At 63.1% G+C, this 16,962-nt stretch carries 17 protein-coding genes; 5 read left to right on the top strand and 12 right to left on the bottom strand.

All coding sequences use genetic code 11. The annotated features are described in order from the left end of the window. Positions 1-143 precede the first annotated feature (143 nt). Entirely contained in the window at positions 144-875 is a 732-nt protein-coding gene (locus GCN78_RS03580) for a transcriptional regulator domain-containing protein (RefSeq protein WP_152250450.1), read from the top strand. Positions 876-1,037: 162 nt separating this feature from the next. Here GCN78_RS03580 and rng read toward each other — a convergent pair whose 3' ends face one another. The 12 genes from rng to GCN78_RS03520 all read right to left on the bottom strand — a co-directional run bounded on the left by rng (position 1,038) and on the right by GCN78_RS03520 (position 11,767). Further along, a complete protein-coding gene (rng, locus tag GCN78_RS03575; protein ID WP_034747098.1) occupies positions 1,038-2,501 on the bottom strand; it encodes a ribonuclease G in 1,464 nt (487 codons plus the stop codon). A gap of 41 nt (positions 2,502-2,542) precedes the next feature. Beyond that, positions 2,543-3,163, bottom strand: a complete 621-nt coding sequence (locus GCN78_RS03570; RefSeq protein ID WP_152250449.1) for a Maf family protein — start codon at positions 3,161-3,163, stop codon at positions 2,543-2,545. A gap of 8 nt (positions 3,164-3,171) precedes the next feature. Further along, a complete protein-coding gene (rlmH, locus tag GCN78_RS03565; protein ID WP_034747108.1) occupies positions 3,172-3,642 on the bottom strand; it encodes a 23S rRNA (pseudouridine(1915)-N(3))-methyltransferase RlmH in 471 nt (156 codons plus the stop codon). A gap of 6 nt (positions 3,643-3,648) precedes the next feature. Beyond that, a complete protein-coding gene (rsfS, locus tag GCN78_RS03560) occupies positions 3,649-4,338 on the bottom strand; it encodes a ribosome silencing factor (protein ID WP_152250448.1) in 690 nt (229 codons plus the stop codon). After that, complete coding sequence (locus GCN78_RS03555; RefSeq protein ID WP_152250447.1) at positions 4,339-5,034, bottom strand: nicotinate-nucleotide adenylyltransferase; 696 nt, start codon at positions 5,032-5,034, stop codon at positions 4,339-4,341. Continuing rightward, positions 5,031-5,945 carry an oxygen-dependent coproporphyrinogen oxidase gene (hemF, locus tag GCN78_RS03550; RefSeq protein ID WP_152250446.1) on the bottom strand — a complete coding sequence of 305 codons (915 nt, stop codon included), beginning with the start codon at positions 5,943-5,945 and terminating at the stop codon, positions 5,031-5,033. The genes GCN78_RS03555 and hemF overlap by 4 nt, the downstream gene beginning before the upstream one ends. A gap of 101 nt (positions 5,946-6,046) precedes the next feature. After that, entirely contained in the window at positions 6,047-6,850 is an 804-nt protein-coding gene (locus GCN78_RS03545) for a hypothetical protein (RefSeq protein ID WP_152250445.1), read from the bottom strand. Next, the gene (locus tag GCN78_RS03540) at positions 6,847-7,494 is read right to left on the bottom strand and encodes a hypothetical protein (protein ID WP_152250444.1); all 648 of its coding nucleotides are present in this window, start codon (positions 7,492-7,494) and stop codon (positions 6,847-6,849) included. Before GCN78_RS03540 ends, GCN78_RS03545 begins: the two co-directional genes overlap by 4 nt. A 4-nt stretch (positions 7,495-7,498) precedes the next feature. Beyond that, on the bottom strand, positions 7,499-8,782 hold the full coding sequence (locus GCN78_RS03535; protein ID WP_152250443.1) for a hypothetical protein: 1,284 nt from the start codon (positions 8,780-8,782) through the stop codon (positions 7,499-7,501). Between the two features lie 83 nt (positions 8,783-8,865). Continuing rightward, positions 8,866-9,612, bottom strand: coding sequence for a hypothetical protein (locus GCN78_RS03530; protein ID WP_152250442.1), 747 nt, complete (start codon positions 9,610-9,612; stop codon positions 8,866-8,868). A 90-nt stretch (positions 9,613-9,702) separates the two neighbouring features. After that, on the bottom strand, positions 9,703-10,971 hold the full coding sequence (gene purD, locus GCN78_RS03525) for a phosphoribosylamine--glycine ligase (RefSeq protein WP_152250441.1): 1,269 nt from the start codon (positions 10,969-10,971) through the stop codon (positions 9,703-9,705). Positions 10,972-11,041: 70 nt separating this feature from the next. Continuing rightward, complete coding sequence (locus tag GCN78_RS03520) at positions 11,042-11,767, bottom strand: YebC/PmpR family DNA-binding transcriptional regulator (protein WP_152250440.1); 726 nt, start codon at positions 11,765-11,767, stop codon at positions 11,042-11,044. A 143-nt stretch (positions 11,768-11,910) separates the two neighbouring features. On the opposite strand from GCN78_RS03520, the gene GCN78_RS03515 reads away from it, so the two are divergent. From GCN78_RS03515 to GCN78_RS03500, 4 genes are all read left to right on the top strand, one after another. Beyond that, complete coding sequence (locus GCN78_RS03515; protein WP_226939440.1) at positions 11,911-14,406, top strand: alkaline phosphatase D family protein; 2,496 nt, start codon at positions 11,911-11,913, stop codon at positions 14,404-14,406. A gap of 118 nt (positions 14,407-14,524) precedes the next feature. Beyond that, entirely contained in the window at positions 14,525-15,445 is a 921-nt protein-coding gene (locus tag GCN78_RS03510; protein ID WP_152250439.1) for a DMT family transporter, read from the top strand. 29 nt (positions 15,446-15,474) lie between these two features. Continuing rightward, the gene (locus GCN78_RS03505) at positions 15,475-15,864 is read left to right on the top strand and encodes a methylglyoxal synthase (protein ID WP_152250438.1); all 390 of its coding nucleotides are present in this window, start codon (positions 15,475-15,477) and stop codon (positions 15,862-15,864) included. Positions 15,865-15,887: 23 nt separating this feature from the next. After that, entirely contained in the window at positions 15,888-16,877 is a 990-nt protein-coding gene (locus GCN78_RS03500) for a quinone oxidoreductase family protein (RefSeq protein ID WP_152250437.1), read from the top strand. The last annotated feature ends 85 nt before the right edge of the window (positions 16,878-16,962 follow it).

The raw sequence follows: 16,962 nt of genomic DNA, 5'->3' as shown, positions 1-16,962 counted from the left end.
AACCTATTTTGGTGGCATATAGATGGGATACATCATTTAAGGAAAATCCAGCGAAATTCGGCCGAGAGGGTGTAGCCGTTTGCGTAAATTTGAATTTTGAATTAGGCTGTGCTTCATTAGCGATTACCTAAAAGGACTCTGGCATGCAGCACCCAAACTGGGAAGAATCTGGTAGCTACGCCTTTGATCCCAAAAAGCTGTCGTACCGAGGGTATGCGTGGGAGTTTTTACGGCGAAATCCTAACTTTCAGAACGAGAGCGATCAAGCACTTCTATCTAGTTCGCAACGTGAGTGCGAACAGGTGGCGACCAAATACGGTTTGCGTGACTTGGTTCCGAGTACGCACATCTATCACCCAGGAAAGCCAGAGCTTGTCTGGCTTGCGGAGACAATTTGCGAACCGCTTTTTGCCCACCGGAAAGGGCAGAAGAATGTTATTCATACTCAGCGACCCGGCGAAGTAGCGCTAATTTTTGATCTTGACGCGACGGTGAGCTCGGGGCCAGCAGCCATTGACGCATTTCTTTGGGATGCAAGAAGGATGTTAATGGCGGAGCGAATGCGATTTATAGAGACATTGCCTGAGGATGAGACGCGCCCCGTACGGGTCAAGTCGCCAAGTATCCGAAAGTCGAAACTGTTTGATTGGCTGCGCACTTACGATGCGGTTGAGTATATGGGCATCTCTCAGAAGGACGTCGCGAGGGTTCTCTACCCCGACGATTTTGTGCCTGACAAGTTCACCAAAAAGACAAGGGAACTGGCCGCGCAAAAACGAGTTTCTGACGATCGAAAACGAGCAATGAGCCTTGTCGATAACGAATACCTTGCATTGGTTCCGTTGGACTACTTACAAGATAAATCAAAGAGATGATTCGACTCATTGCGCCTGCCGCGCTACACGTGCTCGGCAGTATTGAGAACATCTGGTGCAGTCCAGCAATAGATGATTTTTTCTATGTAGCCAGTTATGTAGCTAGCGCCGTATTTTTTGCAATTCATTCATTTAAATATTTGATTTAAAAAGATAAATTAATTACATTAGAATCACGTCGTACTGCTCCTGGTGGTAGGCGTTCTCCACCTGCAGCGAGATTTTCTTGCCGATGAAGTCGCCCAGCATGGCCAGGTGCTGCGATTCTTCCTCCAAAAACAGGTCGACCACTTCCTGCGAGGCGAGGATGCGGAATTCGCGCGGGTTGAACTGTTTCGCCTCGCGCAGCAGTTCGCGCAGGATTTCATAGCAGATCGTGCGCGACGTCTTGACTTGTCCCTTGCCGGCGCAGGCGGGGCACGGTTCGCACAGGATGTGGGCCAGCGATTCGCGCGTGCGCTTGCGCGTCATTTCCACCAGGCCCAGCGGCGAGAAATTGCTCACCGAGACCTTGGTGCGGTCGCGCGACAGGGTGCGTTTGAGTTCGGCCAGCACGGCGTTGCGGTGCTCGGCGTTGTCCATGTCGATGAAGTCGAGGATGATGATGCCGCCCAGGTTGCGCAGGCGCAGCTGGCGTGCGATGGCGTGTGCCGCTTCCAGGTTGGTCTTGAAAATCGTGTCGGCGAAATTGCGCCCGCCGACAAAGCCGCCCGTGTTGACGTCGATGGTGGTCATCGCCTCCGTCTGGTCGACGATCAGGTAGCCGCCCGATTTCAGGTCGACCCGGCGGCCCAGCGCGCGCAGGATCTCTTCCTCCACACCATATAAATCGAACAATGGACGCTCGCCCGTGTAGTGCTGCAGGCGCGTCAGTTCGCTGGGCGTGTAGATTTCCGCGAATTCGCGCAGTTTTACATAGTTTTCGCGCGAGTCGACCTGGATGGTGGCCGTTTCATCGCCGACGAAGTCGCGCAGCACGCGCTGCGCCAGGCTCAAGTCCTGGTGCAGCAGGCTGGTGGCGGGACGCGTGCGCGCGCCGTGCGTGATGGTGCTCCAGGTTTTTCTCAGGTAGTCGACGTCCGCCTTCAGGTCCGCGTCGGACGCGTCCTCGGCCATGGTGCGCACGATGTAGCCGCCCTTTTCATCGGGCGGCAGCAGGCTTTGCAGACGCACGCGCAACTGTTCGCGTTCCGCTTCCTTCTCGATTTTCTGCGAGATGCCGATGTGCTTGTCTTGCGGCAGGTAGACCAGCATGCGCCCGGCGATGGAAATCTGCGTCGACAGGCGCGCCCCTTTGGTGCCGATGGGATCCTTGATCACCTGCACCGTCAGAACCTGGCCGTCGAAGAGGATTTTTTCGATCGGCGCCGGCGTGGCGTTCTGGCCGTCGTGGCCGCGCGCTTCCCAGATGTCGGCCACGTGCAGGAACGCGGCGCGTTCCAGGCCGATGTCGATGAAGGCCGACTGCATGCCCGGCAACACCCGCACCACCTTGCCGGAATACACATTGCCGGCCAGGCCGCGCGTGAGCGTGCGCTCGATGTGCAATTCCTGCACGGCGCCCTGCAGGATGAGGGCGACGCGCGTTTCTTGCGGCGTGATATTGATCAGGATGTCTTCGTTCATGGAGGCGCGGGAGTGGAGGCAACGAATGACATCATACCCGATCAGGGCAGGGGCAAACCTGCCAGTCGTAGCAACTGTGCGGTTTCGTACAGGGGCAGGCCCATGATGCCGGAATGGCTGCCTTCGATATGCTCGACGAACAGCGCGGCGCTGCCCTGGATGCCGTAGCCGCCGGCCTTGTCGTAGGGCTCGGGCGTGGTGCAGTAGGCGGTGATCGAGGCGGGCGAGAGCACGCCGAAGCGCACTTGCGACACCTGCGTGCGCTGTTCCGCGAAATCCTTGTAATGCACGGCGATCGAGGTGAGCACTTCGTGCGTGCGGCCCGACAGTTGCTGCAGCATCGCCACGGCTTCCGCCCGGTCGGCCGGTTTGCCGAGGATGACGCCGTCGATGGTGACGGTGGTGTCGGCCGCCAGCACGGGGCGCGGCGTCAGATGGCGGCGGCGCACGAGGTCCCAGGCGAAGGCGGCTTTTTCATTCGACACGCGGGCGACATAGTCGAGCGCCGACTCGCCGGGGAGGACTTCCTCGGTGACGTCGGCGCCGCGCGGGCCGTCGCTGCGCAGCAGCAGCAATTCGAAATCGACGCCGATCTGGCGCAGCAGTTCGCGCCGGCGCGGACTTTTGGAAGCAAGGTAGATCTTGTGATCAGCCGTTTTCATGGGGGAGTTCAGACGCGGTGATAGGGGTGGTTTTGCGTGATCGACCAGGCACGATACAGCTGCTCGGCGAGGATCACGCGCACCACGCCGTGTGGCAGGGTCATGCTGGAAATGCGCAGCATGCCTTCGGCGCGTGCCTTGAGTTGCGGATCGAGACCGTCGGCGCCGCCGATCAGGAAGGCCGTGTCGCGGCCATCCTGCTGCCACGCCATCAATTGCTGCGACAGGCCGACGCTGGTCAGGTCCTTGCCGCGTTCGTCGAGGGCGATGATGCGCACGCCCTTGGGCAGGACGGCTTCGATGCGTTCGCGTTCCAGCGCCATCGCCGTGGCGGCGGTCTTGCTGCCGGAACGCTCCACCGGCTTGATTTCTTTCAGCACGATGCGCAATTCCGGCGGCATGCGCTTCGCGTATTCCGCGAAGCCCGTCTCTATCCAGGCCGGCATTTTATGGCCGACCGCAGCGATGATGAGCTGCATCGAGGCTTACGCTTCGACTTTTTTGATACGCTTGATCACGGTTTTTGCCGGTGCAGCATCGGCTGCCGGCTTGGCCGCGCGTGGGGCGCGTACTTTTTTCTCCGGCAGCGCTTTCAAGGCTTTCACGGCGGCCGCTTCGGTCTTGGTTGGCGCGACTTTCACGGTTTTGCCGACGGCTTTGGAAGCGGTGGCTTTCTTCGCCGGGGCTTTCTTGGCGGCGGTGGCAGCCGTGGTTTTCTTCGCTGGCGTTTTCTTTTCGATCACGGGCGTCGCTTCCACATTGGCCTTGCTCGCCGCCAGATGGCCGCTGACCTTTTTCGGCTCGTCGCCGGCCGCTTTTTTCGGCGCGCGCTTGGCGGCACCCAGCTTGACCGGGGTGTCGCCCCAGATTTCTTCCAGGCGGTAGTAGGCGCGGATAGGCGCTTGCATGATGTGGACGATCATGTCGCCCAGATCGACCAGCACCCATTCACCGGTGTCCTCGCCTTCCATGCCGATGATGTCGCCGCCGGCGTCCTTGACCTTGTTGCGCACCGAGGCGGCCAGCGCCTTGGTTTGACGGTTCGAGGTACCGGAAACGATCGCGATGCGGTCGAACAGGCTGGTCAGGTGACTCGTTTCGAAGACGGCGATGTCTTGGCCTTTGACGTCTTCAAGGGCGTCAACGACGAGGGTTTGCAGTTTTTTGATATCCATTTAGCTTTTGTATAAATTATGTTGTTCAATATAGTCTAGCACTAGCGGGGAAACAAGCGAGTTTGCCCGATTCCCCCGTTGTAATGCCGCACGTATTTCGGTGGCGGAGATATCCACCGCGAAGTCCTGTGCCAGATAAGTCAGACCGTGCGGCGTGTTGCGGATGCTTTCCAGTGACCCCAGGCGGCGCGAAAATTCTTCGGCGACCACTTGCGGCACTGCGGTGTCATTCAGCGCGAAGCCGGGGCGGGCCGCGACGCAGATATGCGCGTATTCAAATAATTGCTGCCATTCGCGCCAGGTCGCGAGCCGCTGCAGCTGGTCGGCGCCCATCAGGAAAACGATGGAGGCGCGTGCTCCCAGCTCGGCGCGTACCTGGCGCAAGGTATCGATGGTGTAGCTGGCCTGGCCATGTTCGCTGCGCTCGATTTCCTGGCGATCGATCACGACCGGCAGTGGCAGGCCCGCAAACGCCAGGCTGGCCATCTCGGCGCGCTGCTCGCCGGTGGCGCCCAGATTGCCCTTTTGCCAGGGCGCGCCGGCCGGAATCACGCGCAGTTCATCGGCGTGCAGCAGACTGGAAAAATGCGTGCCCAGCGCGACATGGCCCCTGTGCACCGGATCGTAGCTGCCACCGAGCAGCGTCACGCACGCCGTGCTGCCCGCCGTGCCATTCGTCGTGCTAACTGCGGTCACGCCTGCAGCCAGTCGCGATGCACGAGGAAGTCAGTATACAACGCCGCTTCGGGACTGCCCGCTTCCGGGTGCCAGTCGTAGCGCCACTTGACCACGGGCGGCATCGACATCAGGATCGCCTCGGTGCGGCCGCCCGACTGCAGGCCGAACAGGGTGCCGCGGTCGAACACCAGGTTGAACTCGACATAGCGTCCGCGCCGGTAGCACTGGAAATCGCGTTCGCGTTCGCCGTAGGGCGTATCCTTGCGGCGCGCCAGGATCGGCACATAGGCGTCGATGAAGGCGTCGCCGACGCTGCGCATCATGGCAAAGCTGTCGTCGAAGCCCAGGGCATTGAAGTCGTCGAAGAAGATCCCGCCCGCGCCGCGCGCTTCGCGCCGGTGCTTCAGGTAGAAATAATCGTCGCACCACTGCTTGAATTTCGGATGCAGTTCCTCGCCAAACGACGCCAGCGCATCATGGCACACCTGGTGGAAGTGCTTCACGTCGCCCGCGTCGCCATAATACGGCGTCAGGTCCATGCCGCCGCCGAACCACCATACGGGTTCGCCATCGGCATTCACCGTGGTGAAAAAGCGCACGTTCATGTGCACCGTGGGCGCATGTGGATTACGCGGATGCAGCACCAGCGATACGCCCATCGCCTCCCACGCCTTGCCACCGAGTTCAGGGCGCGCGGCCGCGGCCGATGGCGGCAACGCGGCGCCGGTGACGTGCGAAAAATTCACGCCGCCCCGCTCGAACACATTGCCTTCCTCGATCAGCCGCGAAATGCCGCCGCCGCCCTCGGGGCGCTGCCAGGCATCGGTCAGGAAGGGCTTGCCGTCCTGCGCTTCGAGCGCCTGCACGATACGGCTTTGCAAATCGAGCAAATAGGCCTTGACGGCCGAAGGAGAGGGAGTTGACGACATCGCGTGGGCCGACGAGGCCGAAATAAAAAAGTAAGGACGGATTGTACCCTGTAACGGATTTTTGTGATAGCAAAACCGGCGATGCCGTTGCCGGCCCCGCTTTACCGGGGCGGCTTGTCCTGCACCACCTGGACATCATATTGCACGCTGTCGTGGCCCGGTTGGCGGGCGGCGTCGAGTGCTTGCGCCGCGCGCCGCCGCAGGTCGTCGCGTTCCACCGAGTCGACCGGCTGCGCCAGCGGTGCCACAGGCGTCGGCTGTCCGCGCTTGAACCACGACGGTCCCACGATCGCCACGAGCATCAGCAGCACCAGCATCAGCACTGTCATCAGGACGTTGAGCGGGCGCGCGGCGCGCCGGCCATACCGGGCCGGCGGTTTGCCGGCGGCATCGACGATCACGCGCGCCAGAGGCGAGCCGTTCGCGCGCGTGCGCGCTTGCAGCTCCTTGTATTGCAGCGGCGATAGCGTGCCCTGTTTCAGCATATGGCGCAGGGCCGCGACGGGCGTGGCGGCCAGATGCTCGGCTGGCAGGCTGTCGTGGGCGGCGTCGCGCTGCCACGTGTTGATCAGGTTTTGCTGGTACAGCGCGTCGACCGCCTGCCGGTTCACTTGCCGCAGCGCGGCGCTGGCCAGTTGCCGGCGTGGTTCATCGGCGGGCAGCTTGCGCAGCATCGTGAAAAAACGCTCCTCGGGCACCAGTTCGGCGCGCAGCAGCCAGGCCAGCGTCGCGATCTGGTCGGCATGCATCTTCAGCTCCGGCACATCGATGTCTTCGGCGGCATTGTGCGCGCGCTGCAGCTCGATGATCTCCAGCTCGGCCAGCGTATCGTCGTATTCGTCGCTGGTGATCAGGCCGAGGCGCAGCAGTTCCGCCAGCGGCAGCAGGCGCGGATCGGTGCTCATGGCTGCAGAGCTCCGCTAAACCAGCCGTACATGACGGACATCACCAGGATCAGCCCCAGCACGATCAGCGCGCCTTTCCAGGCCGGCGGGCGCTTGTACGGGATGCGGTCGTGACCATGGCGCAGCCTGGACGCTGCCATGATGTCGCGCGCCAGTTCGCTGCCATGCTCACGCACGCGCACTTCGAGCGCCTCGAACTGCGCCGTCGGCAGGATGTCGTTGACCACCAGCCAGCGCATGGCGAGCCAGGGCGCATACAACATGCGGTCGGCCGGCACCGCGGCGTGGGCCGCATCGCGCTGGAACTGGTTCAGCAAATCGAGTTCGTACAAGGCGTCGACCTCGCGGCGGTTGTAGTGCCGCACCCCCTCGGCTGCGAGCGCCTGTTGCCGGGGCGGCAGTTTGGCCATCCGCTTGTCGAAGTCATTCTTGGGCAGCAGATCGGTCAGCAGCAGCCAGCCCAGGGTGCTGACCAGGTCCGCGTCCTGGGCCAGCTCCGGCATGTCGACCGGCTCCTCGGGCGGGTGCAGGCGCTCATGGGCGGCGACATCGCGTTCCGAGTTGGCGTCGTCCAGTTCCTGCGCGGTGATCAGGCCAAGCTGGTGCAGCTGGTTCAGCGATGCGTGGGGTGGTTCGATATGCATGGACTTAGATTTTTACTTTGGCCTGGCGCAGTTCGCCGGCAAATTGCGGCGTCACCGACCAGCCATTGCCGGCGCTTTCTGCGTTGCTGCGCTGGAAGGTGAAGTCGCCTTCCAGCATGACCGCCGATCCGCCGTTGAGCATGCTCAGCACGGGGGCATTGCGTTCGATCAGCAGGCGGCAGGAATAGACGCCCGGCGAGATTTCCTTGCATGGCGCCAGCGGTTCGATTTCGGCGATTTCGCGCGTGCGCTCCATCGATTGCGTCAGCGAAAACGCTTGCCGTGGCTGGGGCGTGATGCGCGCACCAGCCATGCCGTCGCGGAAAGCCTTTTCCAGCGCCTCGCGTCCCAGGGGCTTGGCTTGCTGGGCAAAGTCGCCATCGTCGATGGTGCCAAAGCGCGCCTGGACCAGCATTGGCTGCGCGCCAACATAGCTGATGCGGCTCTTGCCGCCGCTGTCGTCGCGCGCGACGGTATAGGCATACTCCATCTTCTCGCCATCGAGTGCTAGCGTGGCCAGGCAGCCACGGATATTGTGCGACGAGGCGTAACCGGCTTCTTTCACGTCGTGCAGGTTTGCCTTGCCCACGCCTTCCGGCGCCGCCTTGTTGAGCATGCGTGTCACGGTGGCGAGCGTGTTGCTGGAGTCGCACTCGGGCACGGAATTGCCACTGACCAGGTACCAGACCATGCCGGCCAGCGCCAGCGGCGCGACGATTACCCAGGCCAGGCGCGAACCGGGAAACAGGCCATCGAGGATCACGCCGCGTACCGCCTTTGTATGTTCATCCTGGCGCCCTTGCGCATGCAGGATCGCGCGCTTTGCGTCATCACTGCCGCCGGACGCGATGCGCCGGGCCATGGACTTGAATTCTGCGCGCTGCAGCAGTTCCACATGCAGCATCCAGTTCAGCGCCTCGCCCGGCGTGGGCAGCAAGACGTCGCCGGGCAGGTGTGCCAGCGCCCGCTGGTACTGCTCCTGCGTGAGCAGCGTTTCGTCACGCAGGTGATCGAGCGATTCGCGATTGAGCACTTCCACCAGCTGCTGCAAGATCGACAAACGCAGTGCCAGCTCGTCGCCGCTGAAGTGGCGCTCCAGGCTCAGCAACAGGCTGCTCACATCCTCGGACGTAACGATCTGGCGCCGGTACAACCACATCAAGGTGTCGGGCAGCGGCGTTCCGACGGCGAGCTGTGGCAAGTCGGGATGCGCAAGCGCCTGCTCGCGCTGGCGGCGCGTGAGCAGCTTCAGCACATGCAGCGCCTCGACGGAAGTATGCGTGGGCACAGGTGGATCGCTTGTCATCGGGAATGGGTTTATTAAGAATAAAGATGATAAATTTTACAATGCAATCTCGTTTCCCCAGCGCACTATTGAACTTGCGCCTGATCCAGTTCCCTCCTGAACCGCGGTGTTACCGACCAGTGCTTGCCATCCTTGCTGCGCTGGAAGGTGAAGTCGCCTTGCTGCAGCACGGAGAGGCTCGACACGGTGGTTGGCGCCCTGCGCGCGATATCGTTACGCTCGACCAGCAGCCGGCAGGACTGGATGCCGGGTCTTACCTCGCGGCATGGCGCGAGCGCTTCGACATCGGCAATTTCGCGGTAATGCCGCGGCGACAGCAGCATGCCCAGGTCCGGGAACAGCAGCGGTTTGCCGCGCAAGCCATCCATGCCTGCCAGTATCGCCTGCAACAGTGCCTCGCGTCCGATCGGCTCGGCCTGCTGCGCGAAGTCGCCGTTCCACGCGATCTTGCCGAAGCGTGCCTGTATCAGCTCCGGCCGCGCATAGTCGTAGACGATACGGCTCGTGCGGCGACCCTCGACGCGAGCCACGGTATACGCGTATTGCATCGATTTGCCATGCGTGCTGACGGTGGCCAGGCAGCCACGGGTTTTTCGCGACCAGGCATAGCCGGCCTGTTTGATGTCGTGCAGGCTGAATTTGCCATCCGTGACCGCGGCCACGGTTTGCCTGGCGTCACAGCGCGGTACGGCATAGCTGCTGAACCAGTACCAGGCCAGGCCGGCAACGAGCAGCGCGGCAAGCGTCAGCCAGGCCAGGGGGCTCACCGGGGCATCGTTGTCTGGTGCGGCAAGGCCGCTTGGCATGGTCATGGCGAGGAATGGAGGGGGGAATCAGAATGAAAACGGGGCCGGGGCGGATGCTGTCCGCGCCGGCCCCGCCATGGGATCGTTATGGGGCGATCAATGCTTCAGGCCGCGCCAGCCGATGTCGCGGCGGTACTGCGCGCCGTCGAAATGGATTTTTTCCACGGTTTCATACGCCTGTTTCTGCGCCATCTTGATGCTGTCGCCCAGGCCCACCACGCACAGCACGCGCCCGCCGTTGGTGACCAGGCGTTCGCCCTCGATGCGGGTGCCCGCGTGGAAGGTGACGGCATCGACGGTTTCGGCCGGGATGTCGCCGATCGGCGTGCCTTTCACCGGATCGTCCGGGTAGCCGGCGGCCGCCATGACGACGCCGACGGCCGTGCGGCGGTCCCATTCCAGTTCCACGGCGTCGAGCGTGCCGTTGACGGCGTGCTCCATGACGGTGACCAGGTCCGTTTTCAGGCGCGCCATGATGGGCTGCGTTTCCGGGTCGCCCATGCGGCAATTGAATTCCAAGGTCTTCGGCGTGCCCTTGTCGTCGATCATCAGGCCCGCGTACAGGAAGCCCGTGAACGTGGTGCCGTCCTTGGCCATGCCCTGGATGGTCGGCACGATGATCTCGCGCATGACGCGCGCATGCATGGCCGGCGTGACGATCGGTGCCGGCGAATACGCGCCCATGCCGCCCGTGTTCGGGCCTTCGTCGTGGTCCTTCAGGCGTTTGTGGTCCTGGCTGGTGGCCAGCGGCAGGATGTTCTTGCCGTCGCACATGACGATGAAGCTCGCTTCTTCGCCGGCGAGGAATTCCTCGATGACGATGCGCGCGCCGGCGTCGCCGAACTGGTTATCTGCCAGCATCATGTCGACCGCCTGATGCGCTTCTTCCAGGGTCATGGCAACGACGACGCCCTTGCCGGCGGCCAGGCCGTCGGCCTTGATGACGATGGGCGCGCCCATGGCGTCGACGTAGGCGTGCGCGGGAGCGACGTCGGAAAACGTCTGGTAGGCGGCCGTCGGGATGCCGTGGCGCTGCATGAAGGCCTTGGCGAAGTCTTTCGACGATTCCAGCTGCGCCGCTTCTTTCGTGGGGCCGAAGATTTTCAGGCCGCGCGAACGGAACAGGTTGACGATGCCGGCAGCCAGCGGCACTTCCGGGCCGACGACGGTCAGGCCGATGTGTTCCTGCTGAACGAAATCGGCCAGCAATTGCGGGTCGCTGATGTCGAGATTGACCAGGCGCGCATCGCGCGCGGTGCCGCCGTTGCCCGGCGCGACATACACCATCTGTATGCGTTCGGACTGGGCCAGTTTCCAGGCCAGGGCGTGTTCGCGGCCGCCAGAGCCGACTACCAGAATTTTCATAGGGACCGTTCGTTCAGTGTGGGTTGCAGGGCGGCGGCGCCGCCCTTGAGGTGTATAGCTTATTTTTTGCTTAGTTTTCGATCAGGGCGTTCGTAAACACTTCCTGGACATCATCCAGCAGTTCCAGCGCATCGATCAGCTTTTGCATCTTGACGGCGTCGTCGCCCGTGTAGACGGTTTCCGTCGCCGGTTTCATGATGACTTCGGCCACTTCGGCCTTGAAGCCGGCCGCTTCCAGCGCTTCCTTGACGGCGGCGAAATCGTGCACGGGGGTGACCACTTCGAAGCCGCCCTCTTCATCGGCGATGACGTCGTCGGCGCCCGCTTCCAGGGCCGCTTCCATCAGCTTGTCTTCGTCCGTGCCCGGCGCGAACAGCAACTGGCCGCAGTGCTGGAACATGAAGGCGACCGAGCCTTCGTTGCCCATGTTGCCGCCGTTCTTGTTGAAGGCGTTGCGCACTTCAGCCACCGTGCGTACCTTGTTGTCGGTCATGCACTCGACGATGACGGCCGCGCCGCCCACGCCGTAGCCTTCGTAGCGCACTTCTTCGTAGTTGGCGCCATCGACGCCGCCGCTGCCGCGGTTGATCGCGCGCTGGACGTTGTCTTTTGGCATGTTCGCATCGGCCGCCTTGTCGACGGCCAGGCGCAGGCGCGGATTGGTGATGGCGTCGGCGCCGCCCATGCGGGCCGCGACCGTGATTTCCTTGATCAGGCGCGTCCAGATTTTGCCGCGCTTGGCATCGGTGGCAGCCTTTTTATGCTTGATATTGGCCCATTTGCTATGTCCTGCCATGTCGAATCTTCCTTAGACGGGTGTTCAATTGTGGCCGACATTTTAGCATATCGGCCCCCTGCGAAGCGGCATGGCCCCGTCATCAGGATGACACAATCTGTTGCTAAAGTGACGCGCTTTCACCATATCGAGGGCGCGACATCATGGCAAGTCAAATGGACAGGCGGCAATTTCTGAAATTGGGCGGCGCACTTGGCACATTCGTTACCGTCTCCGTGGCCACTGTCGGCCTGGCCGCCTGCGGCAGCACCGATTACAGCGATCCTGGCGTGCCGCTCGCATCCGGCGGCGACTGGAAATTCCCGCAAAGCGTGGCCTCGGGCGATCCGCGCGCCGACAGCGCCATGCTGTGGACGCGCGTCGTGCCCGCCAGTTTCGACGCGGTCGCGCCCGCCGTGGCCGGCAAGTCCGACGTCGCCGTGCGCCTGATCGTCAGCGCCAGCGACAATACGGCCGCCCTGGGCGGCAACACGGCCCTGGCCGGCACGCCCATCGTCGATGCGAAATTGCCGTTGAAGGCCGATTTCGACAATACCCTGCGCCACAAGGTCACGGGCTTGCAGCCTGGCCAGGTGTACTTTTACCAGTTCATCGCCGGCGACGTGCGCTCGAACGTGGGCCGCTTCAAGACGGCGCCCGCCGCCACGGCCGACGTGTCGCAGCTGCAATTCGCCTACCTGACGTGCCAGGACTGGAGCATCAACCACTGGGGCGCGCTGTCGCACATCGCCGCCAACGAATCGCTCGATTTTATCGTCCACCTGGGTGATTACATCTATGAAACGGTGGGCGAGGCCTTCCAGAGCGGTGCCGTGGAAAGCCGCCACGACCAGCTGAAATTGCCCGACGGCACGTACAAGAGCGGCACGTCCGGCGCCAAATACGCGACCACGGTGGCCGATTACCGCTACCTGTACAAGAAATACCGCACCGATGCGCGCCTGCAAGCCGTGCACGAGCGCTTCGCCTTCATCGCCGTCTGGGACGACCATGAATTCACGGACGACGCCTGGCAGGACGCATCCACCTACGAGGGCCTCGTGGCCGCCGACGGCAGCGATCTGCACCAGCCGGCCCGCCGCCGCAGCGCCAACCAGGCGTGGTTCGAGTACATGCCGGCCGACGTCACCTTCGATGCGGGTGCGACGACGTTCCAGAACATCCAGATCTACCGCGATTTCCAGTTCGGCAAACTGATGCAGCTGGTGATGACGGATGAGCGCCTGTACCGCGCCGACCATGCGATCGCCGAGTCGACCATCAATCCCGCCACGGGCAAGCCGCTGGGCAGCATCGGCAGCCGCTACCTGGTGCCGCAAGCGCTGTTCGACAGCGTGGAAGGGCAGAAGATGGCGGCCGCCACCAAGGCCGGCGCCGATCCGCTGGCGGCCGTGGGCATGCTGGGCAGCACGCAGCGCGACTGGTGGAAGGGCAAGATGAAGGCGGCGACGTCCACCTGGAAGCTGTGGGGCAATGAAGTGTCGCTGCTGCGCATGGGCTTGAATGGCACGGATGCGATCGCCACCTTGCTGGCGCTGGGCGCCATGGCGAACGTGGGCAAGGCCATCGCCAGCACCCTGCCGTTGGTGGGCGGCAGCGTGCCGCTGGCCTGCGCCATCGTTGCGGCCTCGACGGCGGGCGCCTCGTCGACCGTGGCGCAAGCGGCGGCCATGGCGATTGCCGGCGCGGCAGCCAATGCCAGTGCGCAGGGCGCCGCCGCCGTGGGCGCCGGCTTGAGCGCGGCCCAGGCCGGCATCACGGTGGCTGCCTACAACAGCGCTTCGCCGGCCGCCGCCGCGCAAGTGATCGCCTTCGGCTGGATCAAGCCCGACGTGCAAGCGAAGGGCGCCGCGTCGAGCTTTGTCGCCGCTTCCGGCCAGCAAGCCGCGCTGACGCCATTCTTCACGCGCTTCCTGCTCAATTGCGACCAGTGGGATGGCTACAACAGCGAGCGCAAGAATCTGATGGCGCACCTGAAAAACAATGGCATCGGCAACGTGGTGGCGCTCACGGGCGATATCCACTCGTTTTTTGCCGGCACGGTCAGCGACGATTTCGACGCGGCCGGCGGCGGCACGCCCGTGATGGTGGACCTGGTGTCGGCCGGCGTGAGTTCCGATTCCTTCTTCAGCTACCTGAAGTCGGCCGCCGGCAGCATGGGCGATATCGGCACCCTCGTCAGCTATCCGCTGGCCATTCCCGTCACGGGCCTGGGCACGGTCAACCTCGACGTCAACCTGCTCGACTACACCATGGGCAAGGCGGCGCCGACCGTCGACAGCCTGCTGGAGCAGTTGCGCGTGCAGCTGCGCGGCGCGCTGGCCGCCAAGGGCGTACCGGAGGCCCAGCTCGATGCGACGGTCTCTGCCGTGCAGGCTGGCTTGAAAGCGAGCACTGACTTCAGCGCGACCCTGCTGGGCCTGGCGCAGCAATTGTCCGGCCTGGGCAACAACCCGTGGATCAAGCATCTGAACACGGATGCGCAAGGCTACACGGTGGTCACCTTGACGCCGGGCAAGCTGGTGGCGCAGTTCAAGCAGGTGAATAAGCTGATCGGCACGGCGGCGCCGTCGAACGTGATCGCGCGCGTGACGACGGCGACGGTCAATGCAGGGGCGGCGGCGGTGGTGGTGTCTTAATATTATTTATTAAACGTCAAGCCCAAAGCAAGGGCTGGGGTCGGACCCTCAGGGTCCGACCCCGGTTTTTGCCGCTGGGCTTATCAGCCGCCTGTCGCTTTTGCCTTACAATCTGGGCATGAGCTCCAGTTCCCCGCAAGCAACTTCAGTATCGCTTCCCCGTTCCGTCTACCTCGGTGGCCTGGCCATCGCCGTGGGCGGGGCGGTGCTGTTTTCCACCAAGGCCATCGTCGCCAAGCTGCTGTACCGCTACCAGATCGACGCCGTCACCCTGATCGCCTTCAGGATGATCTTTTCGCTGCCCGTGTTCGCCGTCATCGCGTACTGGCAGATGCGCACGGAGCCGCCGTTATCAAACAGCGACCGTTGGCGCCTGGTCGGGCTGGGCCTCGTCGGCTATTATCTGTCCAGCTATCTGGATTTTCTTGGCCTGCAATATATTTCCGTGGGCCTGGAGCGGCTGATCCTGTTCCTCACGCCCACCTTCGTGCTCCTGATTACCACCGTGTACTTCAAGCAGCGCATCAGCCGCTTGCAGTGGCTGGCCTTGCTGACCTCGTATTGCGGCATCGTGCTGGTGTTCGTGCACGACTTGCAGGGCGGCGCCAGCAATGTGGCGCTCGGATCGACTCTCGTGCTGGGCTCGGCCTGCTCGTATGCCGTGTATCTGCTGGGCTCGGGCGAGCTGGTGAAACGCATCGGCTCCATGCGGCTCGTTTCCTACGCGATGTGCGTGGCCAGCTTTGCCTGCATCGCCCAATTTTTCATTTTGCGTCCCGTCGAGCTGCTGATTCAGCCCATGCCCGTGTATGGCTTGTCCTTGCTTAATGGCATCTTTTGCACGGTGATGCCCGTCTTCATGACGATGATCGCCGTCGAGCGCATCGGCGCGCCCGTCGCCTCGCAGGCGGGCATGATCGGCCCCGTGTCGACCCTGTTCCTGGGCGCCTTGATCCTCGATGAACCGATCACCAACTGGCAGCTGGCTGGCACCAGCCTGGTCCTGGCCGGTATTTACTTGCTGTCGAAAAAGAAATAATTCCTCCACCCACTGAAATGGTCCTCACCATGAAAACACGCATCGCCCTGATTGCCCACGACAAGAAAAAAGATGACATGATTACCCTGGCGGGCGAATACCTGGACTTTTTGAAGGGTTGCGAACTGTCGGCCACGGGCACCACGGGCGGCCGCCTGATCAATGAACTGGGCCTGGCCGTCGAACGCAAGCATTCGGGGCCGTTCGGCGGCGACTTGCAGATCGGCTCGCTGCTGGTGGAAGGCTTGATCGATTGCGTGATCTTCCTGCGCGACCCGATGACGCCGCAGCCGCACGAGCCGGACATCAATGCCTTGGTGCGCGCCTGCGACGTGCATAACGTGGCGTGCGCGACGAATCTGTCATCGGCGCACCTGGTGCTGTCGCAACTGCAGGCGCGGGCCAACGTGGCCGCCTGATTCATCCAGACGAGGAGAAGAGCATGAGTGCAACGATTACCACCAAGGCCATCCGCGTACAGCGCGTGGGCGGCCCGGACGTGATGGAATACGTGGACGTGGAACTGCCGCCGCCCGGCCCGGGCGAGGCGCGCGTGAAACACGAGGCCATCGGCCTCAATTTCATCGACGTGTATTTCCGCACGGGCCTGTACCCGCAGCCGCTGCCCAATGGCCTCGGCGTCGAGGGCGCGGGCATCGTCGAGGCGGTGGGCGAGGGCGTCACGGAAGTCAAGGTGGGCGACCGCGTGGCGTATGCGGCGCGCATCAATGGCGCCTACGCGCAGCAGCGCAACCTGCCGGCGGCCCTGCTGCTGGTGCTGCCCGAGCGCATCGGTTTCGACACGGCCGCCGCCATGATGCTGCAAGGCTTGACGGTGCAATACCTGTTCCACCGCACGGTGGCCCTGAAGGCGGGCGACACCATCCTGTTCCATGCGGCCGCGGGCGGCGTGGGCCTGATCGCCTGCCAGTGGGCGAAGGTGCTGGGCGTGAACCTGATCGGCACGGCCGGCTCCGATGAAAAGGCGGCGCTGGCCAAGGCGCATGGCGCGGCCCACGTCATCAACTACAACACGGAAAACTTCGTCGAGCGCGTGCGCGAGATCACGGGCGGCAAGGGTGTCTCTGTTGTCTACGATTCCATCGGCAAGGATACGTTTACGGGCTCGCTCGACTGCCTGGCGCCGCTGGGCATGATGGTCAGCTTCGGCAACGCGTCCGGTCCCGTGCCGGCCTTCACGCTCGGCGAGCTGGCGTCGCGCGGCTCGCTCTTCCTCACGCGTCCAGCCCTGTTCAGCTATGCCTCGAACCGCGCCAACCTGGAAGAGATGGCCACCTCGCTGTTCGGCGTCGTCAGCAGCGGCGAAGTGCAGATCGAGATCAACCAGCGCTACGGCCTGGCCCATATCGCCCAGGCGCACATGGACCTGGAAGGGCGCAAGACGACCGGCTCGACCATCATCGTGCCATGAGCGGCGGCAGCGAAAGAGACGGTACGCCGAAGTTCGGCCGCCTGCTGATCGTGCTGTTGTTGGCCGTGGCCCTGATCGGCGCGCT

The sequence above is a fragment of the Janthinobacterium rivuli genome (assembly GCF_009208735.1).
Classification (GTDB): domain Bacteria; phylum Pseudomonadota; class Gammaproteobacteria; order Burkholderiales; family Burkholderiaceae_D; genus Janthinobacterium.
Note: the sequence above shows the minus strand (reverse complement) of the source record. Positions and strands in the feature narration are given on the sequence as shown.

Coding starts and splice junctions, on each gene's coding strand:
- GCN78_RS03580 (WP_152250450.1), top strand. CDS start 144: ATGCAGCACCCAAACTGGGAAGAATCTGGTAGCTACGCCTTTGATCCC.
- rng (WP_034747098.1), bottom strand. CDS start 2,501: ATGAACGAAGACATCCTGATCAATATCACGCCGCAAGAAACGCGCGTC.
- GCN78_RS03570 (WP_152250449.1), bottom strand. CDS start 3,163: ATGAAAACGGCTGATCACAAGATCTACCTTGCTTCCAAAAGTCCGCGC.
- rlmH (WP_034747108.1), bottom strand. CDS start 3,642: ATGCAGCTCATCATCGCTGCGGTCGGCCATAAAATGCCGGCCTGGATA.
- rsfS (WP_152250448.1), bottom strand. CDS start 4,338: ATGGATATCAAAAAACTGCAAACCCTCGTCGTTGACGCCCTTGAAGAC.
- hemF (WP_152250446.1), bottom strand. CDS start 5,945: ATGTCGTCAACTCCCTCTCCTTCGGCCGTCAAGGCCTATTTGCTCGAT.
- GCN78_RS03545 (WP_152250445.1), bottom strand. CDS start 6,850: ATGAGCACCGATCCGCGCCTGCTGCCGCTGGCGGAACTGCTGCGCCTC.
- GCN78_RS03540 (WP_152250444.1), bottom strand. CDS start 7,494: ATGCATATCGAACCACCCCACGCATCGCTGAACCAGCTGCACCAGCTT.
- GCN78_RS03530 (WP_152250442.1), bottom strand. CDS start 9,612: ATGACCATGCCAAGCGGCCTTGCCGCACCAGACAACGATGCCCCGGTG.
- purD (WP_152250441.1), bottom strand. CDS start 10,971: ATGAAAATTCTGGTAGTCGGCTCTGGCGGCCGCGAACACGCCCTGGCC.
- GCN78_RS03520 (WP_152250440.1), bottom strand. CDS start 11,767: ATGGCAGGACATAGCAAATGGGCCAATATCAAGCATAAAAAGGCTGCC.
- GCN78_RS03515 (WP_226939440.1), top strand. CDS start 11,911: ATGGCAAGTCAAATGGACAGGCGGCAATTTCTGAAATTGGGCGGCGCA.
- GCN78_RS03510 (WP_152250439.1), top strand. CDS start 14,525: ATGAGCTCCAGTTCCCCGCAAGCAACTTCAGTATCGCTTCCCCGTTCC.
- GCN78_RS03505 (WP_152250438.1), top strand. CDS start 15,475: ATGAAAACACGCATCGCCCTGATTGCCCACGACAAGAAAAAAGATGAC.
- GCN78_RS03500 (WP_152250437.1), top strand. CDS start 15,888: ATGAGTGCAACGATTACCACCAAGGCCATCCGCGTACAGCGCGTGGGC.